At 63.0% G+C, this 25,296-nt stretch carries 21 protein-coding genes and 1 pseudogene; 3 read left to right on the top strand and 19 right to left on the bottom strand.

The features are described from left to right. The first annotated feature begins 211 nt into the window (after positions 1-211). The 3 genes from QNH97_RS12525 (at position 212) to QNH97_RS12515 (ending at position 3,591) form a co-directional block, all read left to right on the top strand. Positions 212-2,011 carry a HAMP domain-containing protein gene (locus tag QNH97_RS12525; protein ID WP_283557106.1) on the top strand — a complete coding sequence of 600 codons (1,800 nt, stop codon included), beginning with the start codon at positions 212-214 and terminating at the stop codon, positions 2,009-2,011. Then, a complete protein-coding gene (gene narL / locus QNH97_RS12520) occupies positions 2,008-2,655 on the top strand; it encodes a two-component system response regulator NarL (RefSeq protein ID WP_025213356.1) in 648 nt (215 codons plus the stop codon). Before QNH97_RS12525 ends, narL begins: the two co-directional genes overlap by 4 nt. Positions 2,656-2,913: 258 nt before the next feature. After that, positions 2,914-3,591: a Crp/Fnr family transcriptional regulator gene (locus tag QNH97_RS12515; protein WP_283557105.1), complete on the top strand. Its 678-nt coding sequence runs from the start codon at positions 2,914-2,916 to the stop codon at positions 3,589-3,591. 150 nt (positions 3,592-3,741) lie between these two features. Here the strand turns inward: QNH97_RS12515 and QNH97_RS12510 are convergent. The 19 genes and pseudogenes from QNH97_RS12510 to pigE form a co-directional block, all read right to left on the bottom strand. After that, positions 3,742-3,822, bottom strand: a pseudogene (locus QNH97_RS12510) (putative zinc-binding protein); the annotation flags it as partial. Then, complete coding sequence (gene ubiT, locus QNH97_RS12505) at positions 3,822-4,292, bottom strand: ubiquinone anaerobic biosynthesis accessory factor UbiT (RefSeq protein ID WP_283557104.1); 471 nt, start codon at positions 4,290-4,292, stop codon at positions 3,822-3,824. The pseudogene QNH97_RS12510 and the gene ubiT, both read right to left, overlap by 1 nt. Beyond that, on the bottom strand, positions 4,286-5,176 hold the full coding sequence (locus QNH97_RS12500) for a U32 family peptidase (RefSeq protein WP_283557103.1): 891 nt from the start codon (positions 5,174-5,176) through the stop codon (positions 4,286-4,288). Before QNH97_RS12500 ends, ubiT begins: the two co-directional genes overlap by 7 nt. Before the next feature lie 10 nt (positions 5,177-5,186). Then, complete coding sequence (gene ubiU, locus QNH97_RS12495) at positions 5,187-6,182, bottom strand: ubiquinone anaerobic biosynthesis protein UbiU (protein ID WP_283557102.1); 996 nt, start codon at positions 6,180-6,182, stop codon at positions 5,187-5,189. Between the two features lie 80 nt (positions 6,183-6,262). Further along, positions 6,263-7,510: a molybdopterin molybdotransferase MoeA gene (locus QNH97_RS12490; RefSeq protein WP_283557101.1), complete on the bottom strand. Its 1,248-nt coding sequence runs from the start codon at positions 7,508-7,510 to the stop codon at positions 6,263-6,265. Then, entirely contained in the window at positions 7,507-8,061 is a 555-nt protein-coding gene (gene moaB, locus QNH97_RS12485) for a molybdenum cofactor biosynthesis protein B (RefSeq protein ID WP_283557100.1), read from the bottom strand. The genes QNH97_RS12490 and moaB overlap by 4 nt, the downstream gene beginning before the upstream one ends. An 87-nt stretch (positions 8,062-8,148) precedes the next feature. Further along, positions 8,149-8,796, bottom strand: coding sequence for a pyridoxamine 5'-phosphate oxidase (gene pdxH / locus QNH97_RS12480; protein WP_283557099.1), 648 nt, complete (start codon positions 8,794-8,796; stop codon positions 8,149-8,151). A gap of 170 nt (positions 8,797-8,966) precedes the next feature. After that, entirely contained in the window at positions 8,967-9,764 is a 798-nt protein-coding gene (locus tag QNH97_RS12475; RefSeq protein ID WP_283557098.1) for a transglutaminase family protein, read from the bottom strand. After that, on the bottom strand, positions 9,761-10,711 hold the full coding sequence (locus tag QNH97_RS12470) for an alpha-E domain-containing protein (protein ID WP_003201699.1): 951 nt from the start codon (positions 10,709-10,711) through the stop codon (positions 9,761-9,763). The genes QNH97_RS12475 and QNH97_RS12470 overlap by 4 nt, the downstream gene beginning before the upstream one ends. 3 nt (positions 10,712-10,714) lie before the next feature. After that, on the bottom strand, positions 10,715-12,124 hold the full coding sequence (locus QNH97_RS12465) for a circularly permuted type 2 ATP-grasp protein (RefSeq protein WP_283557097.1): 1,410 nt from the start codon (positions 12,122-12,124) through the stop codon (positions 10,715-10,717). Positions 12,125-12,606: 482 nt separating this feature from the next. After that, complete coding sequence (locus QNH97_RS12460) at positions 12,607-13,689, bottom strand: glucuronyl hydrolase (protein ID WP_283557096.1); 1,083 nt, start codon at positions 13,687-13,689, stop codon at positions 12,607-12,609. Then, on the bottom strand, positions 13,686-14,891 hold the full coding sequence (locus tag QNH97_RS12455; RefSeq protein ID WP_283557095.1) for an MFS transporter: 1,206 nt from the start codon (positions 14,889-14,891) through the stop codon (positions 13,686-13,688). Before QNH97_RS12455 ends, QNH97_RS12460 begins: the two co-directional genes overlap by 4 nt. Then, a complete protein-coding gene (locus tag QNH97_RS12450; protein WP_502944522.1) occupies positions 14,888-16,096 on the bottom strand; it encodes an acyl-CoA dehydrogenase family protein in 1,209 nt (402 codons plus the stop codon). Before QNH97_RS12450 ends, QNH97_RS12455 begins: the two co-directional genes overlap by 4 nt. A 5-nt stretch (positions 16,097-16,101) precedes the next feature. Beyond that, the gene (locus QNH97_RS12445; RefSeq protein ID WP_283557093.1) at positions 16,102-17,751 is read right to left on the bottom strand and encodes a class I adenylate-forming enzyme family protein; all 1,650 of its coding nucleotides are present in this window, start codon (positions 17,749-17,751) and stop codon (positions 16,102-16,104) included. After that, entirely contained in the window at positions 17,748-19,601 is a 1,854-nt protein-coding gene (locus tag QNH97_RS12440) for a CoA transferase (protein WP_283557092.1), read from the bottom strand. Before QNH97_RS12440 ends, QNH97_RS12445 begins: the two co-directional genes overlap by 4 nt. Before the next feature lie 86 nt (positions 19,602-19,687). After that, on the bottom strand, positions 19,688-19,960 hold the full coding sequence (locus QNH97_RS12435) for a MoaD/ThiS family protein (RefSeq protein WP_135845683.1): 273 nt from the start codon (positions 19,958-19,960) through the stop codon (positions 19,688-19,690). Between the two features lie 69 nt (positions 19,961-20,029). Continuing rightward, complete coding sequence (locus tag QNH97_RS12430) at positions 20,030-20,437, bottom strand: M67 family metallopeptidase (RefSeq protein WP_283557091.1); 408 nt, start codon at positions 20,435-20,437, stop codon at positions 20,030-20,032. 21 nt (positions 20,438-20,458) lie between these two features. After that, positions 20,459-21,631: a molybdopterin-synthase adenylyltransferase MoeB gene (moeB, locus tag QNH97_RS12425; protein WP_283557090.1), complete on the bottom strand. Its 1,173-nt coding sequence runs from the start codon at positions 21,629-21,631 to the stop codon at positions 20,459-20,461. 1,129 nt (positions 21,632-22,760) lie between these two features. Next, positions 22,761-25,283 carry a prodigiosin MAP biosynthesis aminotransferase PigE gene (pigE, locus tag QNH97_RS12420; protein ID WP_283557089.1) on the bottom strand — a complete coding sequence of 841 codons (2,523 nt, stop codon included), beginning with the start codon at positions 25,281-25,283 and terminating at the stop codon, positions 22,761-22,763. Positions 25,284-25,296: the final 13 nt, after the last annotated feature.

The following is a 25,296-nucleotide window of genomic DNA, read 5'->3' as shown; positions in this document are numbered from 1 at the left end:
TATGCTTGGCCCGTCTACCTCTAAGGAGGTAGACCCGGATACTGATAAAACCCTTTGTTTATCAATCTCTTGAATAAGTCTGCCGAAGCTTTTATCGAAACGGAGCGGCCGACAACTCTTTAGAGGTAGTGCGCCCAGGATTGGCCGCTACACCCCACATCCAGGCGCCGCCCATGTTCGGGTTCCAGATTTTCTTGCAGGGTCAGCCTCAATGATGGGCTGGCTGCGCAGCTCCCTGCCCGCTCGCGCCGGGCTCGCCGTGATCCTCATCGCCATCCTGGCCCTGGCCAGTTCCTTGAGCGCCGGGCTGATCGCCTGGTTCAGCCAGGGCGACGCCGCGGCCATCAACACCGCCGGCTCCGTGCGCATGGAGACCTACAACCTGAGCTGGAAACTGGCGGCGGGTGCCACCGACGACATCCCGGTGATTATCGAGAGCCTGCAACAGCGCCTCGACAGCCCTGCCTTGCGCGCCGTGCTGGAAGACGGGCCCACGACGTCCTTGCATGAGAGCTATCAGCACCTTGTGCAACGTTGGAACCAGACTTTGCGCCCGGCCGTCGAGCGCGGTGATTCGGCGTTCTTCCAAGCCAGCGCCAGCTCCTTCGTCGAGCAACTGGACCAATTTGTCACTCTGTTGCAACGCCAGAGCGAACACAAACAGGGCTGGCAACAGACGATCCAGGGCATCGCACTGTTCAGCACCATGATCATCCTGCTGATCGGCCTGTATGAATTGCAGTACGGCGTGGTCACGCCCTTGCAGGAGTTGGTGGACGCTACCCAGCGTTTTCGTCGTGGCGAATTCCAAGTGCGGGTCAATCATCAGTCCGAGGATGAGCTGGGCCAACTGGCGACGAGCTTTAATGCCATGGCCGAGACCATCGAGCAGTCCCATCGCACCCTGAAAAGCCAGGTCCAGCAAAAAACCCTGAACCTGCAACAGGCCAACGCGGCATTGGAATTGCTGTATCAGAGCAGCCGCAACCTCGCCACGCGACAGGCCAACGCCCAGGGCCTGGATGAGTTGATACGCCGCTTCCAGCAACGACTACCGGGCCTGCGACTGTCGCTGTGCCTGCAAGGACAACTACAGGCGCCGGCGCGGCAACTGCTGGCGATGCACGGGGCCAACAGCCGCGAGGTCTGTGCCAGCAGCGATTGCGCCACCTGCCAGAAACATCACACGGCCCGGCCGCAAACCTTCAGCATCAGCAACCAGGGCAATGAACTGGGTGAGCTCAAGGCGCATTTTGTCGACGGTCACGCGGCGCAGGCTTGGGAAATCGCATTGATCCAGGCCCTGGCGAACCTGATCGGCACCTCCCTGTCCCTCAAGCGCCAGCGCGAACAGGACCATCGCCTGCTGCTGCTCGACGAGCGCACCATCATCGCCCGCGAGCTGCATGACTCCCTCGCCCAGGCCCTGTCGTACATGAAGCTGCAAGTGAGCCGCATGCAAACCCTGATGCGTCGGGGCGAACCGGTGCAGACCCTCGAAACGGTGGCCGGCGAACTGCGTGAAGGGCTGAACACGGCCTATCGCCAACTGCGCGAACTACTCACCACCTTCCGCTTGCAGATCCACGACGATGGCTTAGTCGAGGAGCTCAAGGACACCGCCGAAGAATTCTCCAACCGGGGGGACTTCAAGGTGCACCTGCTCGTCGACACCCTGGCCTTCGAGTTGTCGGCCAGCGAGCAGATCCACATCCTGCAGATAACCCGCGAAGCGCTGTCCAACTGCCTGCGCCATGCCCACGCCGAGAACGCCTGGCTCGAACTGCGCCAGGAAGGCGAAACCGTAAGGCTGTCGATCGAAGACGATGGCCGGGGCTTCAGCGGCGAGGTCGACCAGCGCGAACATCATGGCTTGAACATCATGAACGAGCGGGCCCGCAGCCTGCGCGGCCACCTGCAGATTCTCTCCCGGACACCCCAGGGCACCCGTATCCAAGTGCATTTCCAACCGGAATTCCTGGGCCAACCCACCGAAGGCCTCGCAACATGAACGCCCCCCTGCGCCATACCCTGCTACTGGTCGACGATCATCCGATGATGCGTCGCGGGATCCGTCAGATGCTGGAGCTTGAAGACGATCTGCAGATCGTCGGCGAAGCCAGCCACGGCGAAGAAGCCCTGACGCTGATCGAGCCGCTCAAGCCCGACCTGGTGCTGCTGGACAACAACATGCCGCAGATGAACGGCATCGAGACCCTGCGCCGGCTGCGCGCCATGCACTACACCGGCAAGGTGCTGCTGTTCACCGTATCCGATGCCGAGGACGACATCCGCGATGCCCTGCGCCTGGACGCCAACGGTTACCTGCTCAAGGACATGGAGCCCGAATTGCTCATCCAGTACATCCGCGATGCCCTCAACGGCGCCCTGGTGATCAGCCCCGGCCTGACCCGCGTCATGGCCCAGGCCCTGCGCGCCGCGCCGCGCCAGACCGAGGTGGACCTGACCGAACGCGAACGCCAGGTGCTCAAGACCATCGCTGGCGGCTACAGCAACAAGGTCATCGGACACAAGCTGGGCATCACCGAGGGCACGGTCAAGGTGCATGTGAAGAACCTGCTGCACAAGCTTGGTTTGCGTTCGCGGGTGGAGGCGGCGGTGTGGGCGATGGAGCATTTGCGCGGGGCTGGCTAAAGCAGGCGCGTAGATTCCATGAGCGAACACCGATCCTGTGGCGAGGGAGCTTGCTCCCGCTGGGGCGCGCAGCGGCCCTGTTTTTTGGGGCTGCTACGCAGCCCAGCGGGAGCAAGCTCCCTCGCCACGGGATTTGTGTCAGGCAAAGGTTGATTCAACTGACTGGAGTACCGGCTCATCCCTCTTCGGAGGTAGGCCTGCCGAGGCATAGGCCAGCGGCGTCTTGGGCTCTACCATGACCGCACGCGGAGGTACGCCATGCTGACCCACCCTTCCATCGTTTTACTGTTGCGTCGTCACCATCTGTTCAGCCAGTTGCCGGAGCGGATTTTCGAAGACGTGTGCAATCTCGCCGTCCTCAAGCGCCTGCCCGCCAATAGCACGCTCATGCACCAGGGCGACGCGGCCAAGCGGTTTTTCCTGCTGATCAGTGGGCAGATCAAGTTGTATCGGGTCACCGGTGAAGGCCAGGAGAACCTGGTGGAAATCATCCAGCCCGGCCAGACCTTCGCCGAGGCCCTGCTGTTCAGCCAGGCCCGTTGTTACCCGGTCAGCGCCTCTGCAATCAAGGACAGCGTGCTGGTGAGTGTCGAAGGCAATCATTACCGCAACGCCCTGGAAGACCAACCGAAAGTCTGCCTGGCGATCCTGGGAAGCATGAGCATCCACCTGCACCAGCGCCTCAAGGACATCGACAACCTGACCCTGGCCAGCGCCAGCCGGCGGGTGATCAATTTCCTGCTACAGGAACGCGATCCCCGCGACGGGCAGTTGGTGTTGCAGGTTTCCAAACGCCTGGTGGCCTCCAAGCTGGGGATTCAGCCCGAAACCTTCTCGCGCATTCTGCATCGCCTGGTGGACGGCGGCCTGATCGCCATGGAACGACGCAACATTCGTATCCTGGCCGAGGAGGAGTTGGAGGCTTACCAGCAATAGCCCGAGTAAGTGCACCCCTTGTGGCGAGGGAGCTTGCTCCCGCTGGGCTGCGCAGCAGCCCCAAAAAGCCAGACGCAATCAACCTGACACACCGCAGTGGCAAACTTGGGGGGGCTTCGCCCCCCAGCGGGAGCAAGCTCCCTCGCCACGGGCAACGGTGTTGGCCAGTTGCGCCACGCTGGAACAACCGGAACAGGAATACACCAGGGGCAGCAGGCTCGGCGCTGTCATCACACGGTTGCCAAGCCCTTGCCCGCCCGCTCCAGATTGCGCCACAGCCACAGCGGCAATACATCCGGATCGAGGCTATCGATCAGGTTCTTCAGCGCCAACCCCAGTTCGGTGTCGCCCTCGATCACCAGCCGCCGCCGGAAGAACAACGTATCGGGATCCTCCTGACGGCTGGCCAGCAACAGGAATTCGCGCCAGTTGCCGCTGATGGTCACCTGGGCATCAGCACGCTCGGCGATGCGCAGTCCATCCCGCGCCAGGGTCAGGTACCAGCACAGTTTCAGGTCGGGCACCCGCAGGCACAGCCAGCGCCCCTGCAGCACATCGAAACCGCCATCGCGCAGCGGCTCGGCCAGGCAACGATTGAGCGCCTGTTGGAGCGCCAAGCGCTGCACCACAAACGGCACCTTGGCCACGAGCGGCAGCACCCGGTCAGCGCCTTTGAGCAACCATTTCTTTGGACTCAGCACAGACCCGCCTCCTCTACCTTCAACATGCCGGCATGGCCGTGCCAGTAACCGTTGCAGCCGTCCACGAACAGCGGCGGAGCCTCGCCTTGGCGAACCTTGTCGAAGGCCGTGACCACCTCGGCCATGCCCTGGGCACGCGGGCTCAGGCGCAGCAGGTCGGCGCCACTGGCCGTCAGCGCGGTGTAATCGGCCAGCAGGTTGGTCACCTCGCCGGACATCGTCTGGATGCCGTTGAGGGTGAATAACTGTTGGCCTTCCTGGCTGCTCAGGGCCAGGCCATCGGGGTAGTTGATGCAACAGAACTGACAGTCGTCCTTGGGTCGGTTTTCGGCCCGGGCGGTGAAGCAACGTGCCGAGTACGCCAAGGGCAGATGGCCGTAGGCGAAGATCTCCACCTCGGGCACCTCACGGCCCAGCTCCCGCACTTGCTCGAGTACGTCGCCGATCAGCGCCGCCGAGCATTCCACGGGGGGTACCCAACGGATCATGCCGCTGTCGAGCAATTGTCCCAGGGCATGACCGTTGTACAAGTTCAACGCCGGACCGCCGACAAAGGGCAACTTGCGCTCGGCCAGGAACTGCACCGCGCCCATGTCATTGGCTTCCACCAACAATTGGCCGTTGTCACACAGGCGTCGCAGCGAGGAAAGCTCCGAAGCCGCTTCGATCAGCGTCAGGCTCGACAACACGATCTGCGCCTGGCTGCACGCTTGTAGCTCACGCGCCAGGCCCAGCCATTGATCCAGAGAGAATGCCCGGCGCTTCGAGCACACGGTTTCCCCCAGGTAAATCACATCCAGCGGCAGGGCCGACATCTCGGCGTAGAAATGTCCCAGTTGCGCTTTGTCCCAATAAAACAGGACCGGTCCCAGGCTGAGCTTCATCGGGCCTCCCTCATTGCCATGATCGATGGTAGGCACCCAGGGTGGTCTGGCTGCCCTCGGACAAACCGGCCAACACCTGGCGCCATTCTTCCCGCACCCGGAACCGTTGCGGCGCGGCCTGGTGTGCATCCAGCGCGGCACGCCAGACCCGGGTGACTTGTTCAACGTAGGCCGGGCTGCGCTGGCGGCCTTCGATTTTCACGGCCTCGACACCGATGGCCGCCAGCTCCGGCAGCAGGTCCAGGGTGTCGAGGCTGGTGGGTTCTTCCAAGGCATGGAAGCGCTTGCCGCCCACCAGGAAGCGGCCCTTGCACAGGGTCGGGTAACCGGCCGGTTCTTCAGGGGTGTAACGGTCGATCAGCACTTCGCTCAGACGTGCGCTCAGGCCTTGGGCGTCCTCGCTCCAACGCACCGCCTTGGCGGGCGAGCAGACCCCACAGAGGTTCGGCGATTCGCCGGTTACATAGGAAGACAAGTGGCAACGCCCCTCGGCCATGATGCACAGACTGCCGAAGCCGAAAACCTCGATGGGCACTGGACTGGCTGCCGCCACCTGCCGCACCTGGGCCAGGGACAGCACCCGTGGCAGCACGGCGCGGCGAATACCGTAGCGCTCGGCGTAAAAAGCCAGGGCCGCCGCGTGGGTCGCCGAACCCTGTACCGACAGGTGCAGGGCCAGTTGCGGATGGCGCTGACTGGCGTAGCTGAGCACACCGGGATCGGCGGCAATCAGCGCGTCCACGCCGAAATCGGCGGCACGGTCCACGGCGCGTTGCCAGCGCTCCCAGCCCTTGGGCTGCGGGTAGGTATTGACCGCCACGTACAGCTTGCGTTGGTGTTGACGGATGTGCGCGACAGCCGCGTCGAACTGCTTGTCATCCATGTTCAATCCGGCGAAGTGCCGGGCATTGGTGTCATCGCGAAAGCCGACATAGACGGCATCGGCGCCTTGGCGCACCGCCGCTTTGAGGGCAGGCAGATTCCCTGCCGGGCAAACCAGTTGCATGGGGCATCCTCATGAGAAAACTCAAGCGCCGCCAGTCTAGCCAGCCCTCGGCCGACGACATTGACGGCAATCAATTGCCGTCAATGCATCAGGTCGGCGAATGGCAGGTACAGCACCCGATCGTGCTTGTGCACCAGCGTCTCACGCTCGACCACCGCCAAGCCGTCGGCCCAGCACGCGGCCGTCAACATCGCCGAGCTTTGCTGGGGATGCAGCTCGACACACAGCGAGCCGTCGGCGGTCGGGCTCAACTTCGCCCGCAGGTACTGCCGTCGCCGGTTGGGCTTTGGCCAGTCAAACCCGGCTGGCAACTGCAACGCTGCGGGCAATACCTCATCAATGCCCTGAGCCCGGAATAGAAACGGGCGTACGACAATCAACGCGGTAATCAGCGCCGCCGAAGGGTTACCCGGCAGCCCGATCCAGGGTTTGCCGGACACCTCGCCAAAGGCCAGGGGTTTGCCCGGCTGGATCGCCAGGCGCCACAGGTCAACGCTGCCCAACGCTTCGATGGCTTGCTTGAGATGATCCTCCTCGCCCACCGACACGCCGCCAGAGGTGAGCAGCAAGTCGCATTCGGCCGCCGCCTGGCTCAAGGCCTGCCGACTGGCGAGCAATTTGTCAGGCATGACGCCATAGTCATGCACTTCCAAGCCCCAGCCGCGCAGCAGTGCCGCCAGGCTGTGGCGATTGCTGTTGTAGATCTGTCCCGGCGCCAGCGTTTCGCCCGGTTCGCGCAGTTCATCACCGCTGCTGAGCAGGCCCACCTGCAATGGACGATAGACCTCCACCCGAGCAATCCCGGCACCAGCCAGCAACCCCAGCTCCTGGGCGCGCAAGCGTTTTCCGGCCGCAAGCAAACGGTCGCCTCGCTGTATTTCCTCACCTTCCTTGCGCACATGGTCTGCGCCATTGACCGGTGGTAACCAGACGCGCTCACCGTCCACCCGGCAGCTTTCCTGGGGTACCACGGTGTCTGCCCCCGGCGGCAACGGCGCGCCGGTAAAAATCCGCACCGCCTGCCCGGCCTGCAATGGCTTACCCGGTGCCTCTCCGGCGGCAATGCGCCCGGCCAAGGTCAAATGACCGCCGGCGACCGGCAGGTCGGCAGCCCGCAAGGCATAACCGTCCATGGCACTGTTGTCCCATGGCGGCAGGTTCATGGGGCAGCGAATGTCTGTCGCCAGCACTCGGCCCAAGGCCTGGTCCAGCGTCACCCGCTGCACCGGAGGCGGCAGCGGTGCCTGATCCAGCAGATAGCGGATGGCTTCATCCACCGGCATCAGCGCACCGCTTTCGCAGACGCTGCCACACGTACCGCTGCTCATGAACGCGCCTCACAAGGTTGCAGGACAATGCCAGCCTGCGGCTTGAGATGCGGGGTGAAATTGCACGGGCCAGTGCGGCTGTCCAGTTGCCCGGCCAGGATTTTTTCCCAGCCGGTCCGGCACGCCCCCGGCGAACCCGGCAAGCAGCACACCAGCACGCCGTTGCTCATGCCCGCCAAAGCGCGAGACTGCAGCGTGGACATGCCGATTTCCGCCAGGGACACCTGGCGGAACAACTCACCAAACCCATCGACGTGCTTGTCCAGCAACGGCGCCACTGCCTGGGGCGTGTTGTCGCGTGGGGTGAACCCGGTGCCGCCGGTCATCAGCACCACTTGCACGTTCGGGTCGGCGATCCACTGGGAGACCTGGGCGCGGATCTGGTAGATATCGTCCTTCACCAGCCCGCGGTCGATCAGCACATGCCCGGCGGTTTGCAGCAGGTCCGCAAGGGTCTGGCCCGAGGTGTCAGTCTCGAAACTGCGGGTATCGCTGATGGTGAGGACCGCGATGTTCAGCGGTTGAAAGAGGCGTTGCGTCAGATGGGCCATGATCAGCCGTCCTGTCAGAAAAGATGGCCCAGCCTGAACCCCATTCGATGCCGGGCCTATTCCTCCATGGAGGTACCTCCCTCGGTGTCATGGCGCCAGACGGCTGCGCTGCCATGCACCCTCTTGCAGGCGGTAGTCGAGACGATCATGCAAACGGTCGGCGCGGCCCTGCCAGAACTCCAGCCGTTCGGGCCGCAGGCAATAGCCGCCCCAATGCTCGGGACGCGGCACCGGTTGATCGGCGAAACGTTGTTCGGTTTGCGCCAGCAAGGTCTCGAGCGCGGCCCGATCAACCAAAGGATGGCTTTGTGGCGATGCCCAGGCGCCCAGACGACTGGCCACGGAACGGGACTCGAAATAGGCATCCGACAGCGCCGGGTCAAGCTTGGCGACCGGCCCTTCAATCCGCACCTGCCGTTCCAGCCCCGGCCAGAAAAACGTCATGGCCGCCCACGGATTTGCCGCCAGGTCCTGTCCCTTGGCGCTGGCGTAGTTGCCGAAAAACGAAAAGCCTTCGTTGCTGAAGCCCTTGAGCAACAGCACTCGACAATGGGGTCGGCCCTGCTCGTCCACGGTCGCCAGGGCCATGCTGTTGGCTTCTACCGGTGGGCTTTCGGTCTCGCGGGCTTGTTGCATCCATAGCCCGAACAGGACCATGGGATCGCCCGGTGCCTGGGTTTCATCCAGGCCGTCGAGGGTGTACTGGCGGCGCATTTTGGCCAGGGAAAGGGGCATGCTGGTGATCTCCCGATGGGTTTGGCCCAGTCTGCGCCTGGCCATCCGGGGTGGCCTTGATCGTTGTCAATGCGGGCTAACCCGGCATCCATGCCGGGTTGCCCACTGCGCAATGCCTGCGTTAGGCCAGCGTGGTTAGCGGGACGCCCAAGATACCTGCGGGCACTCGCCTATTGGTGCTGCACTTGGACCATTGAACTCACCTGCACCCGCGCCAGCATCTGCTCCGCCCCGCCGCCCCGGCGCATGCCGCGTACCGGGCAGGCGTCGAGGTAGTCCAGGCCGACCGCCAGTTTCAGGTGGCGGTCGGGACGGGTCAGGCGGTTGGTGATGTCGAAACTGTACCAGCCGTCGTCCAGCCAGGCTTCGGCCCAGGCGTGGCTCGCCAGATGGCTCTCATCTTCGGTGCACAGGTAGCCGGAGACATAGCGGGCCGGGATGCCCAGGCTGCGCGCGCAGGCCAGGAATGCGTGGGTATGGTCCTGGCAGACACCCGCTCCGCCGGCAAACGCCTCGGCGGCTGTGCTGCTGACCGCCGTCGTGCCCGGGCTGTAGGGCATACGATCGGCCAGGCCGTTCATCAGGTCGGTCAGCGCCGCACGGTCACGCCGCGCGCCACATTGCTCTACAGCGAAGGCGCTGAGCACGTCATCGGCCTGGGTCAGACGGCTGGTGCGCAGGAACGGCAATGGCGACTGGCTGTCTGTCTCCATCTCCACGGTCTGATCGATCTGCACCTGACCGTAAGCCGTCAGCACCAAGGCGCCGTGGGGCTCGTCCATGGTCATCACATGCAGGATATTGCCGTAAGGGTCGATCTGGCTGCGCACCAGGCGCGGCAATTCCAGGTGCCACTCAAGGATGCGCTGGCGCTGGCTGTCCTTGGGGGTCAGGCGCAGGAACTGGATGCTGGTGCAGACTTCATCGGCATAGCTGTAGGTGGTGTCGTGGCGTATGGACAGTTTCATACGACCTCCAGATAAGACTCATGAACGGTCTGGCCCAAGTGACGGATTTGGCCAATGAGGTCGGTCAGCCACTGATGCAGGCCCGACGCCAGGATCTCATCGATCCCGGAATAGCGCAGGCGCGCATTCAGCTCGGCGGCCAGGCGCTGGGCCGGACGGCCGTTATTGCCCGGCAGGCTCGCGAGGATATGATCCAGTTCCTCGATACAGGCATGCAGCGAGCGCGGGACGTCAGCCCGCAGCAGCAACATCTCCGAGACCTGCTCGGCATTGGGCGCGTTGCGGTAGATCTCGTTGAACGCCTCGAACGACGACAGTGCCCGCAGCAAGGCGCTCCACTGGTAATAGCCGCGCGCCGAATTGTCGCTGACCTCCTCCGACTCCTCGCCGAACATTTCGTAGCGTGCGTCCAACAGGCGCAAAGTGTTGTCCGCCCGCTCGATGAAGGTCCCGAGGCGAATGAAACAGTAGGCGTCGTTGCGCATGATGGTGCCCGATGTCGCACCACGGAACAGGTGCGAACGCTCCTTGACCCATTCGCAGAAGTGGCTGATGCCATAACGGCCCAGGCCGTTGCTGGCGATGTTGCGCATTTCCAGCCAGGTGGCGTTGATGTTCTCCCACATGTCGGCGGTGATGCGTCCGCGCACCGCATGGGCATTGGTCCGCGCCGCCCGCAGGCAGCTGTAGATGCTCCCGGGGTTGGTTTCATCCAGTGCGAAAAAATGCAGCATGCGTTCGGTGTTCAGCGCGTCATAACGCGCGTTGTAATCGTCCAGCGTACCGGCCGCCAGCAGCGACATCGCCAGCTCGGCGTGCCCATCGCTGCGCCCGGCCTGGGGCATCAGAGACAGCGAGTAACTGACTTCGAGCATGCGCGCCAGGTTCTCGGCGCGCTCCAGGTAGCGGGACATCCAATAGAGGTCAGAAGCGGTTCTTGAAAGCATGTCTTAGTCCTCCACTACCCAAGTGTCTTTGGTGCCGCCGCCCTGGGACGAGTTCACCACCAGCGAGCCTTCGCGCAGTGCCACGCGGGTCAGGCCGCCAGGTACCAGGCGCGTTTCCTTGCCCGACAACACAAACGGACGCAGGTCGATGTGACGCGGGGCGATGCCGCTCTCGACAAAGGTCGGGCACGTGGACAGGCTCAGGGTCGGCTGGGCGATATAGGCTTCGGGGCGGGCCTTGAGGCGGGCGCGGAAGTCTTCGATCTCTGCCGCGCTGGCGGCTGGTCCGACCAACATGCCGTAGCCGCCGGAGCCCTGGGTTTCCTTGACCACCAGATCAGGCAGGTTGGCCAGCACATGGGACAACTCTTGAGGTTTACGGCACTGCCAGGTGGGCACGTTCTTCAGGATCGGTTCTTCGGTGAGGTAGAAACGGATCATTTCGTCGACGTAGGGGTAAATCGACTTGTCATCGGCGACGCCCGTGCCGACGGCATTCGCCAGCACCACATTGCCTGAACGGTAAACGGCGATCAGGCCCGGAACGCCCAGCATGGAATCGGGGTTGAACGACAGCGGGTCGAGGAAATCATCGTCAAGACGACGATAGATCACATCCACCTGCCTGGGGCCGGCGGTCGTGCGCATGTACACATGGTCGTCGCGCACGAACAGATCGGCACCTTCCACCAACTCCACGCCCATTTCCCGGGCCAGGAACGCATGTTCGAAATAGGCACTGTTGAAGCGACCCGGTGTCAGGACCACGGCGGTCGGATTATCCAGGGGGCTTGAGCTTTTCAGGGTGTCGAGCAGCAGGTTCGGGTAATGGTCGATGGGGGCCACGCGCTGGGCGGCGAAGAGTTCGGGGAACAGGCGCATCATCATCTTGCGGTCTTCGAGCATGTAGCTCACGCCGCTGGGCGTACGCAGGTTGTCCTCCAGCACGTAGTAACTGCCGTCACCGTCGCGAACCAAGTCGACACCGGCGATGTGGGCGTAGATGCCCCGGTGCAGGTTCAGGCCCTGCATCGCGATTTGATAACCCTCGTTGGCGAGCACTTGTTCGGCGGGAATGATCCCTTCCTTGAGGATGTGTTGCCCGTGATAGATATCAGCCAGGAACATGTTCAGGGCCTGGACCCGCTGGATGCAGCCTCGCTCGACGATCTGCCATTCACTGGCCTTGATGCTGCGAGGAATGATGTCGAAGGGAATCAACCGTTCGGTGCCCTGCTCGTCCCCGTAGAGGGTGAAGGTGATACCGGCTCGGTGGAACAACAGGTCGGCTTCGCGTCGGCGTTGTTCAAGCAGTTCAAGCGGCGTATCCGCCAGCCAGCGGGCGAAGGCCTGGTAATGCGGGCGGCAGTCACCCTGTGCGTCATACATTTCATTAAAAAAAGCGTGGGGCATAGCCAACTCCCAGCCGCGTTCTACACGGCATTTCTTATTACTTCGTCATTCCAATGGTCTGGCCTTGCTTTGTTTTAATGAACCCTGTTTCTCCGTGCACCTCGATAGCAGTGGTCTCTGATCTGGCCTTTGCGTCTGGATGACGTGCGCCCCCTGATTAAATCTGCGTGGTCACTCCTATACTGAATCCAACGGTTCGGTGGGTTTCGCTGTTGAGGTGTAGCAAAGGCTGTGCCTAAGCGCGATGCATCAAGACTGCGCCAGAAAAACCATCGCAAAGTTGTTTAAAAGCGAAATTTGTTTTCATTTATACGACAAAACACCGTGAGAAGGCTGAAACGTTTATTTCAGCTTTCTCCAGCGAGCCCTGGAACGGGTCGAATAGGTGCAAAAAGGTAGGTGACAGGGATTCAACGCCCTGAAAGGGGGAAATTTTTACTCACTGCGCAATGCTTGAGCTTGGCGCCTGCGGGGGACGCCTCCTAGATCACGCTTGGATCAAGCTCACCGGTCCAGACCAGCAGGGCCGCCAACAGGAAAAAACTGCCGCAGGCCGTCTCCACTTTCTGCTCCCCAGCGGCCGAAGTTCGGTAGCAATGGCCGAGGAAACACCCGTCCTGAAAATCGCCACTGCGAATAATTGCCGCCAGTTGTGCAGCGGCGTGCTCGCGCAGCACCTCGCCGTCGGGTACCTGTGGCGCCAGTCCTTGCAAGGCCAGCGCTGCCATTGCCGCCGCGCAGGGATCGTCCGGCCCCTGGGGCTCGGACAGGCGATTGAGCGGTACGTCCAAGCCTCGGCTGCGTTGCCAGTACTGGCTCGCCTGCATAGCATCCTGGCGGTAAGGTGCACCGTACAACCTGGCACCGACACTCAAGCCAAGCATCGCCCAGGCCTGCCCCCGGGACCAGTTACCCGGTCTATCGTCAGCACACCAGCGCTCCTCGTCATGGGATGCCTGACTGCTCCAGGCCCCGCCGCTACTGGCACAGGCGCGAAAAGACGCCTGCAGTTGCTGCCGTCCGAGGCCTAACAACCGAGGGCCGGCGCGGCGTGCGAACAACTGTAGCGTGGCGGCCAGCGGGTCGATGCTCAGGCGCTGATCACCCTGCTCACCGCCGCCCATGTCGCGACCCAATGCAATGCAGCCCAGCAAGGGGTCGAAAGCTCGAGCCAGCTGCTGCACCGCCTGCTCCGCCAGCTCATCGGCCAGGGCATCATCCAGCAAACAACTGCCCAGTCCCGCGCCATAGTGAAAGATCAGGCTGCGATGGTGCGTGGCACTGCCGAGCTTGTCCCGCAACCGTTCGGTAATCTGCCGGGCCTGCCGACGATCCTCCAGGCGCGCACCACGATGGGCGCGCAACCACCACAGCCCGGACCAGAACCCGCCCAGCCAGGAGCCGCCAGCCGAGACTTTCCAATGGCTGTCAGGCGCTGGGCAGTACAACGGGAACCCCTCGCCACAGGATGCCTGGACCTGATCCATGCGCCTGACAATCGCCGCAATGGCGCGATAGGCCTCGTCCAGCCGCAAAGGCCCTTGCCTCGCCACGGCGACGCTCATTTGACCGCCCTCAATCCGCTGATGACGGGTGCTTTGTGACGTTGCCGCAGGCGAATCAACAGCAGGTTCGCCACGCCACCCAGCACAAGCACGCCGATCAGCAATAACCACGCATCAGCGAACCCCCACGGTCCGCGCTGGAACAGACCGAACAACGGTGGCCCCACGGCGAACCCACCGAAAAAGCCCACCGACAGCAGGCCAGCCGCCGATGCCGGGCTGCCAAACCCCGGATCGCGCAATACCATGCTCATGGCGATCGCATTGGTCGCTACAGCGCTCAGGCCCATGCCCAAGGCCCCCGCCCACAGCGGCCAATGACGAACAGGCAAGGCCAGCGCGGTCAGCCACAACGCCACGCCCGACAACAGCAACAGCACCAGCAGCAACCAGGACTCATCGGCCATCCGCGCGCCCAACGGGGTGAGCAACACCCGAGCGGCGATGCCCATCACGCCGAAACCGGCGATCAATGCGCCGATCCATTGCGCGCTCATGCCTTGCTGTGCAGAAAAGACCCCAAGAAACGTCACAAACGACGACAACACGATGCCTACGCACAATTGCACGCTCATCAGCAGCGCCAGGCGTGCATTGGGTCGACTCAAGGCGAATCCCAAAGGTTTGCCCACCCGCTCACGGGCTGCCACTCGCGGCCCCCACAGTGCCAACAGCACCGCCGGCACCAGCAGCGTGGCCAAGGCACCGCGCCAGCCCAAGCTCAGGGCCAGGCTGGGCAACAACAGGCCAGCGAACAACGCCGAGACCTGCACCCCGGACTGTTTCAAACCGACCACCGCAGCCTTTTGCCGGGGCTCGACGCGCTCGGCGATCAGCAGATTCGTCGCTGGATTGGCCAGCGCCTGGGCAATGCCACACGCTGCCAGCGCCAGTACCACACCGACAAACCCCGGCAAGCTCGCCAATAATCCATACGCCGCCACCGTGCTCCAGAACAACAAGGCCAGGGCACGCCGGGTTCCGAGACGATTGACCAGCGGCCCGGCCCACAGCGACAACAATGCGGCGAAACCGAACGCGCTGGTGATCAGCCAGCCCAGCCAATGGGTCGGCACACCGAGGTCGGCGAGCATCAACGGCCCGAGGGTGCCGACCGCGTAGAAAATCAGCATCGGCAGGGCCATCGCGGCGGTGAGCACCAGCCGCAGCCATACGCTTGGTGAGGCATTTTGCTCAGTCATTGCTCTGCTCCCGCCATCACGGACGGCCAATCGAAGTCCAGCCCTGCGTCGCCGCAGCTGTCGAGCAAGTGCCGGCCTACCGCGCTCACCAGCGCATCGTCGGTGCCATCCAGGATATGGGTGGTGCGCGCCACGCGATAAATGCCCGACAGCGGCGACAGTTCGCTCAGGCCTTCGGCGCCCATGATCTGGATCGCCGAATCCGCGGCCTCGCTCAAGGCCTGGGAAGCGGCGACCTTGGCGATGTTCACCTCAATGCCGTTAGGAACAGCGGCGTCGTATTTTTCGGCGGCGTCGTGAAGCAGTGCGCGGGCGCTGGCAATGCCCTGGTAAACCCGGAACACCCGCTGGCGCACCAGCTGCTTGTCCGCCAGCCGCGCCTGCACGCCCCGGGCCGAATGGATGCGCGCGCACATCAGGTCAAAACAGCGTTGGGCCAGGCCCAACCAGTGCACCGAACGCAGGATGCGCCCCAGCGCCAGGCGCTCCTGCATCAACGCCAGGCCCTGCCCCACCTCGCCCAGGACATGGCTGGCCGGGACTTTGACCTGATTGAATGAGAGTTCCCCTTGCCCGGCATAACGCCCGAGAATCGACAAGGGCCGCTCCACGCGAAAACCTGGCAAGTCGGTGGGCACCAACAGCATGGATAAACCGCTCTCCAATGGTCCCGGCGCGGTACGAGCGATCACCGTGACCAACGCCGCTCGCTCGGCCCGGCAGATGAACCACTTGCGCCCGTTCAACCGCCAGTGGCCGTCGACGAGTTCGGCGTGGCTGCGCAGGGTCGCCGGGATCGAACCGATGCTGTCCGGCTCGGACATGCCATAACTGGAGACCATCGCACCCGCCGCCAGCGGAGCGAGAAAGCGCTGTCGGATCTCCTCGCCGGCATGCCGGCTCAACATGTGCAGATCCAGCGTGGCGTCGTCACCGAAGATCGCCGGTCCGTACTCGGAGCGGCCCTCTTGCTCGGCCACCAGCAGGTAGGCGCGCAGGCTGGCAATCCGACCGCCCTGGGCCTGAGGGTAAAAGTTGCCCCACAGCCCGGCGGCACGGGCTTGGGCACTCAGCTCGGCGATGCGTCTGGCCGCTTGTCGGGGTTCGGCTGCCAGCTCGGTCTCCAGCGGGATGATCTGGTCGTCGGTAAAACACCGAACCTGACGCACCAGCTCGCCAGCGTCCTGAGGGACGCCAACCCTCATTGCACTCAACATGCGATGCCCGCCCCACTCTCGAGGAACGCCACTTCAGCGGCCAGGGATTTCTTGTCGATCTTGCCCGCTGGCGTCAGCGGCAGCTGCTTATAGAAACGCAGGTACTCGGGCAGCTTGTTGACCTCCAATCCTTGCTCGCGCAGGTAGTCGGTCAACTCACTCAAGGTGAAGCGCGATGCGCCCTCGCGCAGGGTCACGCAAATGCACACGCGCTGTCCAAGGTCCGGGTCCGGCACGGCCACGCAGGCGACACTGACCACATCGGGATGACCGGTGGCCAGGGTTTCGATCTGCACCGGGCTGATGTTGGCGCCGCCACGGATAATGATGTCCTTCTTGCGTCCGGCCAGAACCAGGTAGCCGTCTGCATCGATGTACCCAAGGTCGCCGGTCTTGACCCATCCTTCGGCGTCTCGATACTGCGCGTCGAGCTCCGGAGCGTTGACGTATTGCATCGGGCTCAACGGCCCGCGCGCGCGGATCTCGCCGACGCTGCCCTGGGGCAGTTCCTGGTCCTGCTCGTCGAAGATCTTGATCGCGCACACCGCCGGGTTTGGCCGGCCGACACTGTAGAACACCACCTCCAACGCGTCGTCCAAGGTGTTGTGACAATTCACCCCATCCGCCGAGCCGTACAGGCTGATGAAGCCACAGCCAAAGGCGTCCACGCAGCGGCGCACCGTGACTTCGTCGATCAGCGAACCACCGCAGATCAACCCCTGCAGGCTGGATTTGTCGACCTCGGCCAGCCGGGCATCGGCGGCGATACGCTGAAGCATCGTCGGCACCCCGAGGATGTGGGTCGGGCGCAGCTGTTCAATCGCCTCGATGGCCGCCGCTACATCGAACTGCGGCAGGACAGCAATCGACCCGCCGAGCCACGACAGGCTGCCGAAGGTGGCGGTGGAACCGAACGATGAGCCCAGCGGCACCAGATACAACCCGCGAAAGCTCGCACCCTCGGGATGGATGCGTTGCAGGAAGCGCCCGCGCCCGCCCACCAGGGCATTGTGGGAGTAGGCCACCAGCTTGGGCTCCGACTCGGTGCCGGAAGACACCAGCAGGCGTACCGGCGAATTGGGGCATACGTCGGGCAGTTGCGCTTCATCGAGCGGCTCGGTCTCGAGCAGGTTTTGCAAGCTCAGCCAGCCCTCCCGGGCGCTGCCTTCGACGATCAACACCCGCAATGACAACAAGGTCGGGCGCAGTGCTTCGACGACTTGGCATAGATCGATTCCGGCATACTCGGCCGGAACGATAACGGCCCGCGCATCGCAGCGTCGAACCAGCGCCTGGATGTCCAGGCTGCCGCGCCCCGGCGGAAATGGGGCAACCACCGCGCCCAGCGCTGCGGCGGCAAGGTCGATGGCGCAGCAACGCCAGCTGTTGGTCAGCTGATAGGCCACCACATCGCCGGGCATGATCCCGGCAGCGCGCAGGCCGGCCGCCATGCGCAAGGCATGCTCATGCAACTGGCCATAACTCAGGGTGCCCTCAGGCGAAAGCACCGCGGGTTTTTCCGGTTCACGCAGGGCGTGCTCGCGGAACAGTTGATAGACCGAACGGTTGGGGTAGGTCCCGTCACGTTCCCAGACACTGCGAACCTCAACGGGAACCAGATCAATGATGCCTGCGTTATTCATCGAAAACTCCAGTGGGCGTTGACCGAGGTATAGGCATTCAGGCTTAAGCACGGCTTCAATCGCCTGTCTTGGCTCAGTTGCGACAGGTCTTGTACGACCACACAGGCCGGTATCGCGGCTTCACCCAGCACGCGTTGCCAGGCCTCGGCCGATTGCGTCGACAGGGCTGTGTTCAACAATGCGTCCAGCGCCTGGGGATCGGTTTGTGGCGCCAAGGCCAGGATTCGGCTCAGTTGTTCAAGCTGGGCCAGGGTCTGGCAATCGATCGCCAGCCACCCGGACTGGGTCGGGTACACCCCCTTGAGCAGGCTGTCGGGGGTCACCTCCGGGTTTTGCAGGGCTGGGGCGCAGAGCAAGTTGGCTGCCCCGAGCAAGGAGCTGTCGACCCGCACCGACTGGCCGCTGAGGGCGCGATGGACCAGGGCGGCCGTCACCCCTTGGGCGGCGACCGCACCGCCCAGGACATCCAGCACGGTGAACAGCGAGCCGCCCGGGGTGCCCGAGGCCTGGCCGATCTGCTCACCGACACCGGACCACGCCTGGACCACGAAATCAGTGCCCGGCAACGATTCGCCCGGGCGGTCGTGGCCCCAGCCACCGGCATAGGCGTAGACCAGGCCCGGATTGATCCGGGCCAGGTCGGCGCGGTCCAGCGCCAGTTCCGCAGCCTTGCCCGGCGCCCAGTTGTGCAGGAACACGTCGGCATGCCGCACCCGCTCGTAGAGCTCGGCGCGACCGGCAGCGGACTTGATGTCCAGTTCGCGCACCTGCTTGAGGCGATTGAGGGCATCGAAGCGCACCGATACGCCGTCGGCGCATGGCGGCATGGCCCGCAACGGATCGCCACCGGGTAATTCGATGCGCAGCACCTCGGCGCCGAGCATCGCCAGCAAGTGGCCGGCCAACGGCCCCTGGATCCGGCGACAGGACTCGATCACCGTCAGACCGCTCAAGGGCAATTTTCCCGGCGCCAGCGCAGGCAATGCCCGGCCATCGGCAGCGCCACAGTCGAACGCCCAAGGGCCTTGATTCAATTGCCGTGGCAAGTCCTCGTCGGCCCGCCGCTCAGCGAGGCTGCGCACTGGGCAAACCGCCATGCCGTTCAAGCCGCACAAGGCACTGATGCGGGCCATGGACAGCCGCGCAAGGGCCTGGCGAAACACCGTAGGCATCGGCGCCACAGCCTTGGCATAACGCAGCAGGAAGGCCTTCCAGCCCTGCCCGGCCTGGTCGGCGTCGATCCCCACCGCCGCCCAGAAACGGCGCCAAGGTTCGGCATCGAGGGTTTCCAATTCGAAAGCCACGCCGTCGGCGGAGACGAAGGGCGGACGGTTCTTCGAACAGGTCGCGCCGGGAAGCAGCCGCTCGGCCTCATCAGCGGCCGTGGCACCGGCCAGGTATTGTCCGATGCCCAGCACCCCGGCGGCGCCCACGGAGCTGCTGACGTGTCCGAAACGACCGCCGCGCAGTTGACCCAGGGCGGCGGCCAGCGCGCCTTGAAGGGCCAGGCTCGCGCTCAGGGTCGAGACATAATCGAGCCCCAGTCCCTGGGCCTTGCCGCTGGCCCGGCCATGCACCGACATCAACCCGCAGGCCGCCTGCACGGTGTGTTCCGTGATGCCGAGGGAGCTGCCGTCAGGCCACCCGTGAATCCTTGCGTCGATGGGCGAAAGGTCCGGATGATGAAAAGAAAACCCCAGCCCGCTGGCCGGTGGTTCGCCACGAGATTCGCGGTGTTCCAGGCCCAGCGCCGTCGCTTGGTAGCGCAGTGACGCGGCCAGCGCAGCAAAGCCGGCGGGCACCGGTTCGACACAGCCGGAAAGGCTGCAACCCTGTAGAAGACGCGACATAAGACCTATACCAGCAGGTTTCCATACCGCCACGCGCGAGCCTTTGGTGAGGTACCGCGCGCAGCCCCGGGTCAGAGCATCAGGCCTCAACCGCCGGCCACGGCGGGGAGGATGGTGAGGCTGTCGCCCGCCTTGAGCGTCGTGGCGAGGTTGTCGGCAAAGCGGATGTCGTCATCGTTGACGTAGATGTTCACGAAACGATGCACCTGACCGTCGCCTATCAGCCGCTCCTTGACGCCCGGATACTGTTTTTCCATGTCTTCGATCACTTCAAGAACAGTTTGCCCCTGAACTTCGACGCGCTTTTGATCTTGGGTGAAAGTGCGTAACAAAGTAGGCACCGTGACAAAAATCGACATGCAGAACTCCCTGAGCCCTAATAAGCTCTTCGCTCGTGATTATTAATTGAACTGCGCCGCTTATAAGTTTCAGTTAACGACGCAAATACGCTCTTCAGTCACTTTGTTATTAATGATGCGATAACTTCGCACCCACTCATCTACATCCTGCAGTGTTGAAACAATGACGTAATGCACCGAAGCGTCACCGGCATAGCGCACATCCTCGGCGCTCGGATAAGCGACACTGGCGGTATGGGAGTGATAGATCACCCGGCATTCTTCGTCTCGTTCGTCCAGCGCTCGCCAGACCGCCAATTGTTGCCTGGGATCGAAGCTGAAGAACGTCGGCGAACGGGCGGCGTTGTCCATCGGCACCAGGCGTTCGGCGGTACGAACGCCCGCCGGTGCGACGACGATGCCGCAGGTTTCCAGCGGATGATCCCGTCGCGCCTGCTCCAGCATGGCTTCCAGCAGGCCGGCACGAATACTCAACATCCTCGGTCCTCGTTTTCAGGTTCAGTAGGCCGGCAACGTTGGCTCGACATCCCGCACCCAGGCCAGCACGCCGCCGTCGAGGTTGCGTACGTTGCTGAAGCCACGCGCCTGAAGCTCGCGCAACACCGCCCTGGAACGTGCGCCGGTCTTGCAGTGCAGGATCAGGTTGGCGTGCTTGCCAAAACGGGTTTCGATCAACTCCGCGGTCTTCGGCCCCTTGGGGATGTGCTGGGCGCCGTGGATCCGCACGATGTCCCATTCGGCGCGGTCACGGACATCGATCAACAACACGTCCTGGCCGCTTTCGCGCAACGCCTGCAATTGCTTGGCGCTGACCGTGGGCAGGTCCGAGTCCTGCACGCCGTGAGGGGCGTTCAAACCGCAGAAAGCCTGGTAGTCGCTCAGGGCCGTGATGGGCTGGCGGCCCGGAGAGCGGCGCAGCGGCATCTGCCGATAGGACATGTCCAATGCGTCATACACCATCAGGCGCCCCAGCAGGCTATCGCCGATGCCGGTGATCAGCTTGATCGCCTCAGTGGCCATGATTGCGCCAATGGACGCACACAAAATGCCCAGCACCCCGCCTTCGGAACACGAAGGCGCCAGCTCGGGCGGAGGCGGCTCGGGGTACAGGTCGCGGTAGTTGAGGCCGACACCGCCGGGGGCATTTTCCCAGAACACCGAGGCCTGGCCTTCGAAACGGAAGATCGAACCCCAGACGTAGGGTTTGTTGGCCAACACACAAGCATCGTTGACCAGGTAGCGGGTGGCAAAATTGTCCGTGCCATCGAGGATCAGGTCGTACTGGCTGAACAACTGCACGGCGCTTTCCGGTTCAAGCCGCTGTTCGTGGCGTTCGACTTTTACATAGGGGTTCAGCGCGTTGATGGCCTCGGCGGCGCTGTCGACCTTCAACTGGCCGACCGTCGCCACCCGGTGGATCACCTGGCGTTGCAGATTGGACTCGTCCACCCGGTCGAAGTCGATGATCCCCAGGGTACCGATACCGGCCGCGGCCAGGTAAAGCAACGCCGGCGAACCGAGGCCTCCGGCACCGATCACCAATACTTTGCTGCTCTTTAAACGACACTGCCCTTCCATGCCCACATCAGGAATCAACAAGTGTCGACTGTAGCGGGTTATTTCTTCGTTACTTAGACTTGAAACAGGAGCGACAAGCGGGGGAAGTTTCATGTTTAATACCTGTTGCTGAATGTAAGTAATTCTCAAGCAGGCTCTTTGATTAATCAATTCAAAGGGCTTTGAATTTCATATGCACAAGGTCCGTTTTCGTATGCATTCGAGAATGCCATTACGCGATAATGGCTCGTCGCCGGTCTGGATCACCTGAAGCTACAGCCCACAGACAAAAGCCCTCTTTTGAGGTAGTGCTGTTCACTTAAGGGAAAACGGTGCTTCTTTCTGAGGGGGGGCTTTTTTGGGTTTGTTTTTGTGGGTGGGGGTTTATAGGTCGTGTGTATATCCGTTGCTGCGGTAACGGCGACTTAGGGTTCCGCCCTGACGGCGGGTCACTTTCGAAAAGCGCGAAAGTAACCAAAGCGCTTTTGCCCCACCACTTGGCACCTCGCCTAGGCTCGGTGTGCCCTCACTCCGGCATTGCTCCGTGGGCCCGCCGCGAAGGACCATCCATGGTCCAGCGCGGCTACCTCGGCATCCATGCCGAGGTGCCCACTGCGCAATGCCTGCGTTCGGCCAGCGTGGTTAATGGGGCGCCGAGATCAACGTCCGCCGCGAGGCGGCCTGAGAGCCGGCCTGATTCAGGGTGATCGCATTTCTCCTGTGGGAGCGAGCCTGCTCGCGAAGGCGGTGGTTTGGTTAGATAGAGATTGGATTTACTGTCGTCATCGCGAGCTCGCTCCCACAATTGGATCGGAGTACGACCGAGAGAACCAGGTCGGCTCTCAGGCCGCCTCGCGGCGGACGTTGATCTCGGCGCCCCGTTAACCACGCTGGCCGAACGTAGGTATTGCGCAGAGGGCACCTCGGCATGGATGCCGAGGTAGCCGCGCTGGACCATGGATGGTCCTTCGCGGCGGCCCACGGAGCAATGCCTGCGTTCGGGCATGCCGAGCCCTAGCGAGGCACCGAGTGGTGGGGCAAAAGCGTTTTGCTTACTTTTGCGCTTCTCAAAAGTGAGACGCCGTAAGGGCGGAACCGCCAGCCGCCGTTACCGAAAAAACGGATATACACACGACCTCCCCCCCAAAAAAATACAAAAACGGTGCCCCCTGGAAGAAGCACCGTTGCCCCTCAAGTGAACAGCACTACCTCGAAAAAGGGCTTTCGCCAGGCATTCAATGCGTCAGGCGAGAAAGGTCGACATGTCCTCGCACACAGCGCTGAAAGCCTCGACAAAATGCTGCGCTTCAACGTCATTGAGCACCAGCGGCGGCTGAATACGCATGACCCGGTTGTTGTTGGCCGTGACGAAGGTCAACACACCATGCTCCTGGGACAACTTGCTGACGAAACGCAAAACAAACATCTCCTCGAAGTTTTTCTCCACCTCACTGATAGCCTCCTCGATATGCCGCTTGGCCTTGCCCGACAACATGCGATAGGTGCCTGCGGCGTTGCCCGGAATACGACTGGCGAACTCGCGAACGAAAGCTTCGACACCGCCGTTGAAGCTGTATTCGAACTCGATGGCAATCATCAACCCGACGCCGCGCACCTCGCGAATGAAAGGGTATGACATGACAGCTTCCCCCAAGGCCTGCTTGAGCTGCCCACCCACCCGGGCGGCGTTGCCGGCCAGGTCCTGGGAAGTGATCACGTCAAGCGTCGCCAGCGCCGAAGCCGATGCAAAGTTACCGCCGCCGAAGGTCGAAGTGTGCAACGCAAAGGTGTCGATGCTGCCATAGGCTCGATCCCATAACGCCGCACTGGACAGCGTCGCGCCGATGGGTACCGCGCCGCCGGACAACGACTTGGACAGCACCAGGATATCCGGCACCACAGCCTCCCACTCACAAGCGAACAACTTGCCGGTGCGGCCCAGGCCGGTCTGGATTTCATCGACAATCAACAAGCAATCGTAGGCACTGCACAACGCGCGAACCTGCGTCAGATAGCCCTGCGGCGGCACGATCACCCCACCCTCGCCTTGAATCGGCTCGAGGATAAAGGCGCCGACATCACCCTTGGCCAAGGCACTTTCCAGCGCTGCCAGATCGCCGAAAGGGATCGAATCGCAGCGCGCCAGCAGAGGTTTGAAGGGGTCGCGGTGCTTGTCCCGCCCCGTGACCGACAAGGCCCCCAGGGTCTTGCCGTGATAGCCGTTGTCGCAATACAGGATTCGAGGTCGCTCCATGGCCGCCATCGCCAGCTTCAACGCCGCCTCGATCGCCTCGGTGCCCGAATTACTGAAGAACACCCGCTCCAGATTGCCCGGTGCCAGTTCGCTCAGGCGTTGGGCCAGCAGGCTGGTCTGCAAGGGCACCGACACGTACTGGACGAACGTAGGGTATTGCTGTTGCAGATACGCCTGTAGCGCTTGGTTGATGAGCGGATGATTGTGCCCGGTATTGAGGCAGCCGTAGCCGGCGACGAAATCCAGGTAGCGGCCGCCGTCCAGGTCCGTCAGCCAGCAACCACTGCCCTGGGTGAACACGCGCTCGATGTGGTTGAACTGGTAGAACTCACGCAGCACCGGGTTGATGTGCTGGCCGAAGCACCGCAAGGCTTCGGCACGCAGGGCGGCGGGTTGGTCGGCCTGTCGTTCGACGGGCGCGATGCCGTTGGCGCTCCGATGAAATCGTCGCAGGGCCTGGAAATCAGCATCGTTCAGGCGCTCGCCATAAGACGCCATGGGCGACGGCGAGAAACCGTGCAATTGGGCGATGCGGCCAATTTCCAGTACCCGTTCCTCGGGCAATTCGCGGCCGATCGAAAACGCTTCGGCACGCCCCTCCAACGCCAGCACCAGGGTTTCCGCCAGGCAGCCATTCAGGAATTTTTTCGGCGCCAGGCCCAGGGTTTCAGTGCCGAAGCGCACCTGCGTACTGGCCGACACCAGGCCACCGTCAATAATCAGGATGTCCTGGCGGTCTTGATGAAACGGCAACACATCGCGGGGCAGCGCAGCGTCCACCACCACCGACCCCGGCGCCAACCGGTAAGGGTCGATCACCCCACCGCTGGACGTCGCCGCCACGTAAAAACGTACCTGGTCGTAGCAGCTGTCGATATCCGCCGTCAGCCGCACTTGCCCGTGAAACTGCGCCGGCAGCCAGGCGAGGCTTTCACGGCCCTGCTCCGCGCTGCCGCGATGCACCAGGCGCAGGCGGCAACCGTCGCGGGCCAAAAGCTTGGCGATGACCAAGGCAATCGAACCGGGATAGCCGACCACGGCCACTTCACTGTCGGCCGGCGCCACCTCCAGCCGGGCCATGGCCTCCAGCACATTCTTGTACGCAGCGTAGGCAGTCAGCGAATTGCCGGTGGTCACCGGCACGCCGCTGCGGTCCAGGGTCTGCAACCCGCGGTTGCCGACAATCGCGGTAAATCCACCCAGGCCGACCAGTTGCGCGCCCTCCTGCTGCAGGCTGTGCACGCCTTCGAGTACCCGTGCGGCAATGGTTCGCGGCTGGCTGAGCATTTGCTCGGCGGTCAGTGGCAGATAATGCAAGATGCCTTCGCACACCGCGCCACTGGCGCTGACGATGCGCCCGAAGTCTGCGAATGGCACCAGATTGCGCGCCTGCCACAGCTGCGCCTGATAGCCGCGATCCTGTTCAACGAGCGTGCGATCCAACAGGTCGATGATCTTCACCTGACGCTGCAGGGCAATGGAGGTCGGGTGGGCGATGAAACCGAATTTCATGGGAGTGTGTCCT

This window comes from Pseudomonas sp. G2-4 (genome assembly GCF_030064125.1).
Lineage (GTDB): Bacteria > Pseudomonadota > Gammaproteobacteria > Pseudomonadales > Pseudomonadaceae > Aquipseudomonas.
The sequence above is the reverse complement of the archived record's forward strand: the minus strand, read 5'-3'. Positions and strand labels throughout refer to the sequence as shown.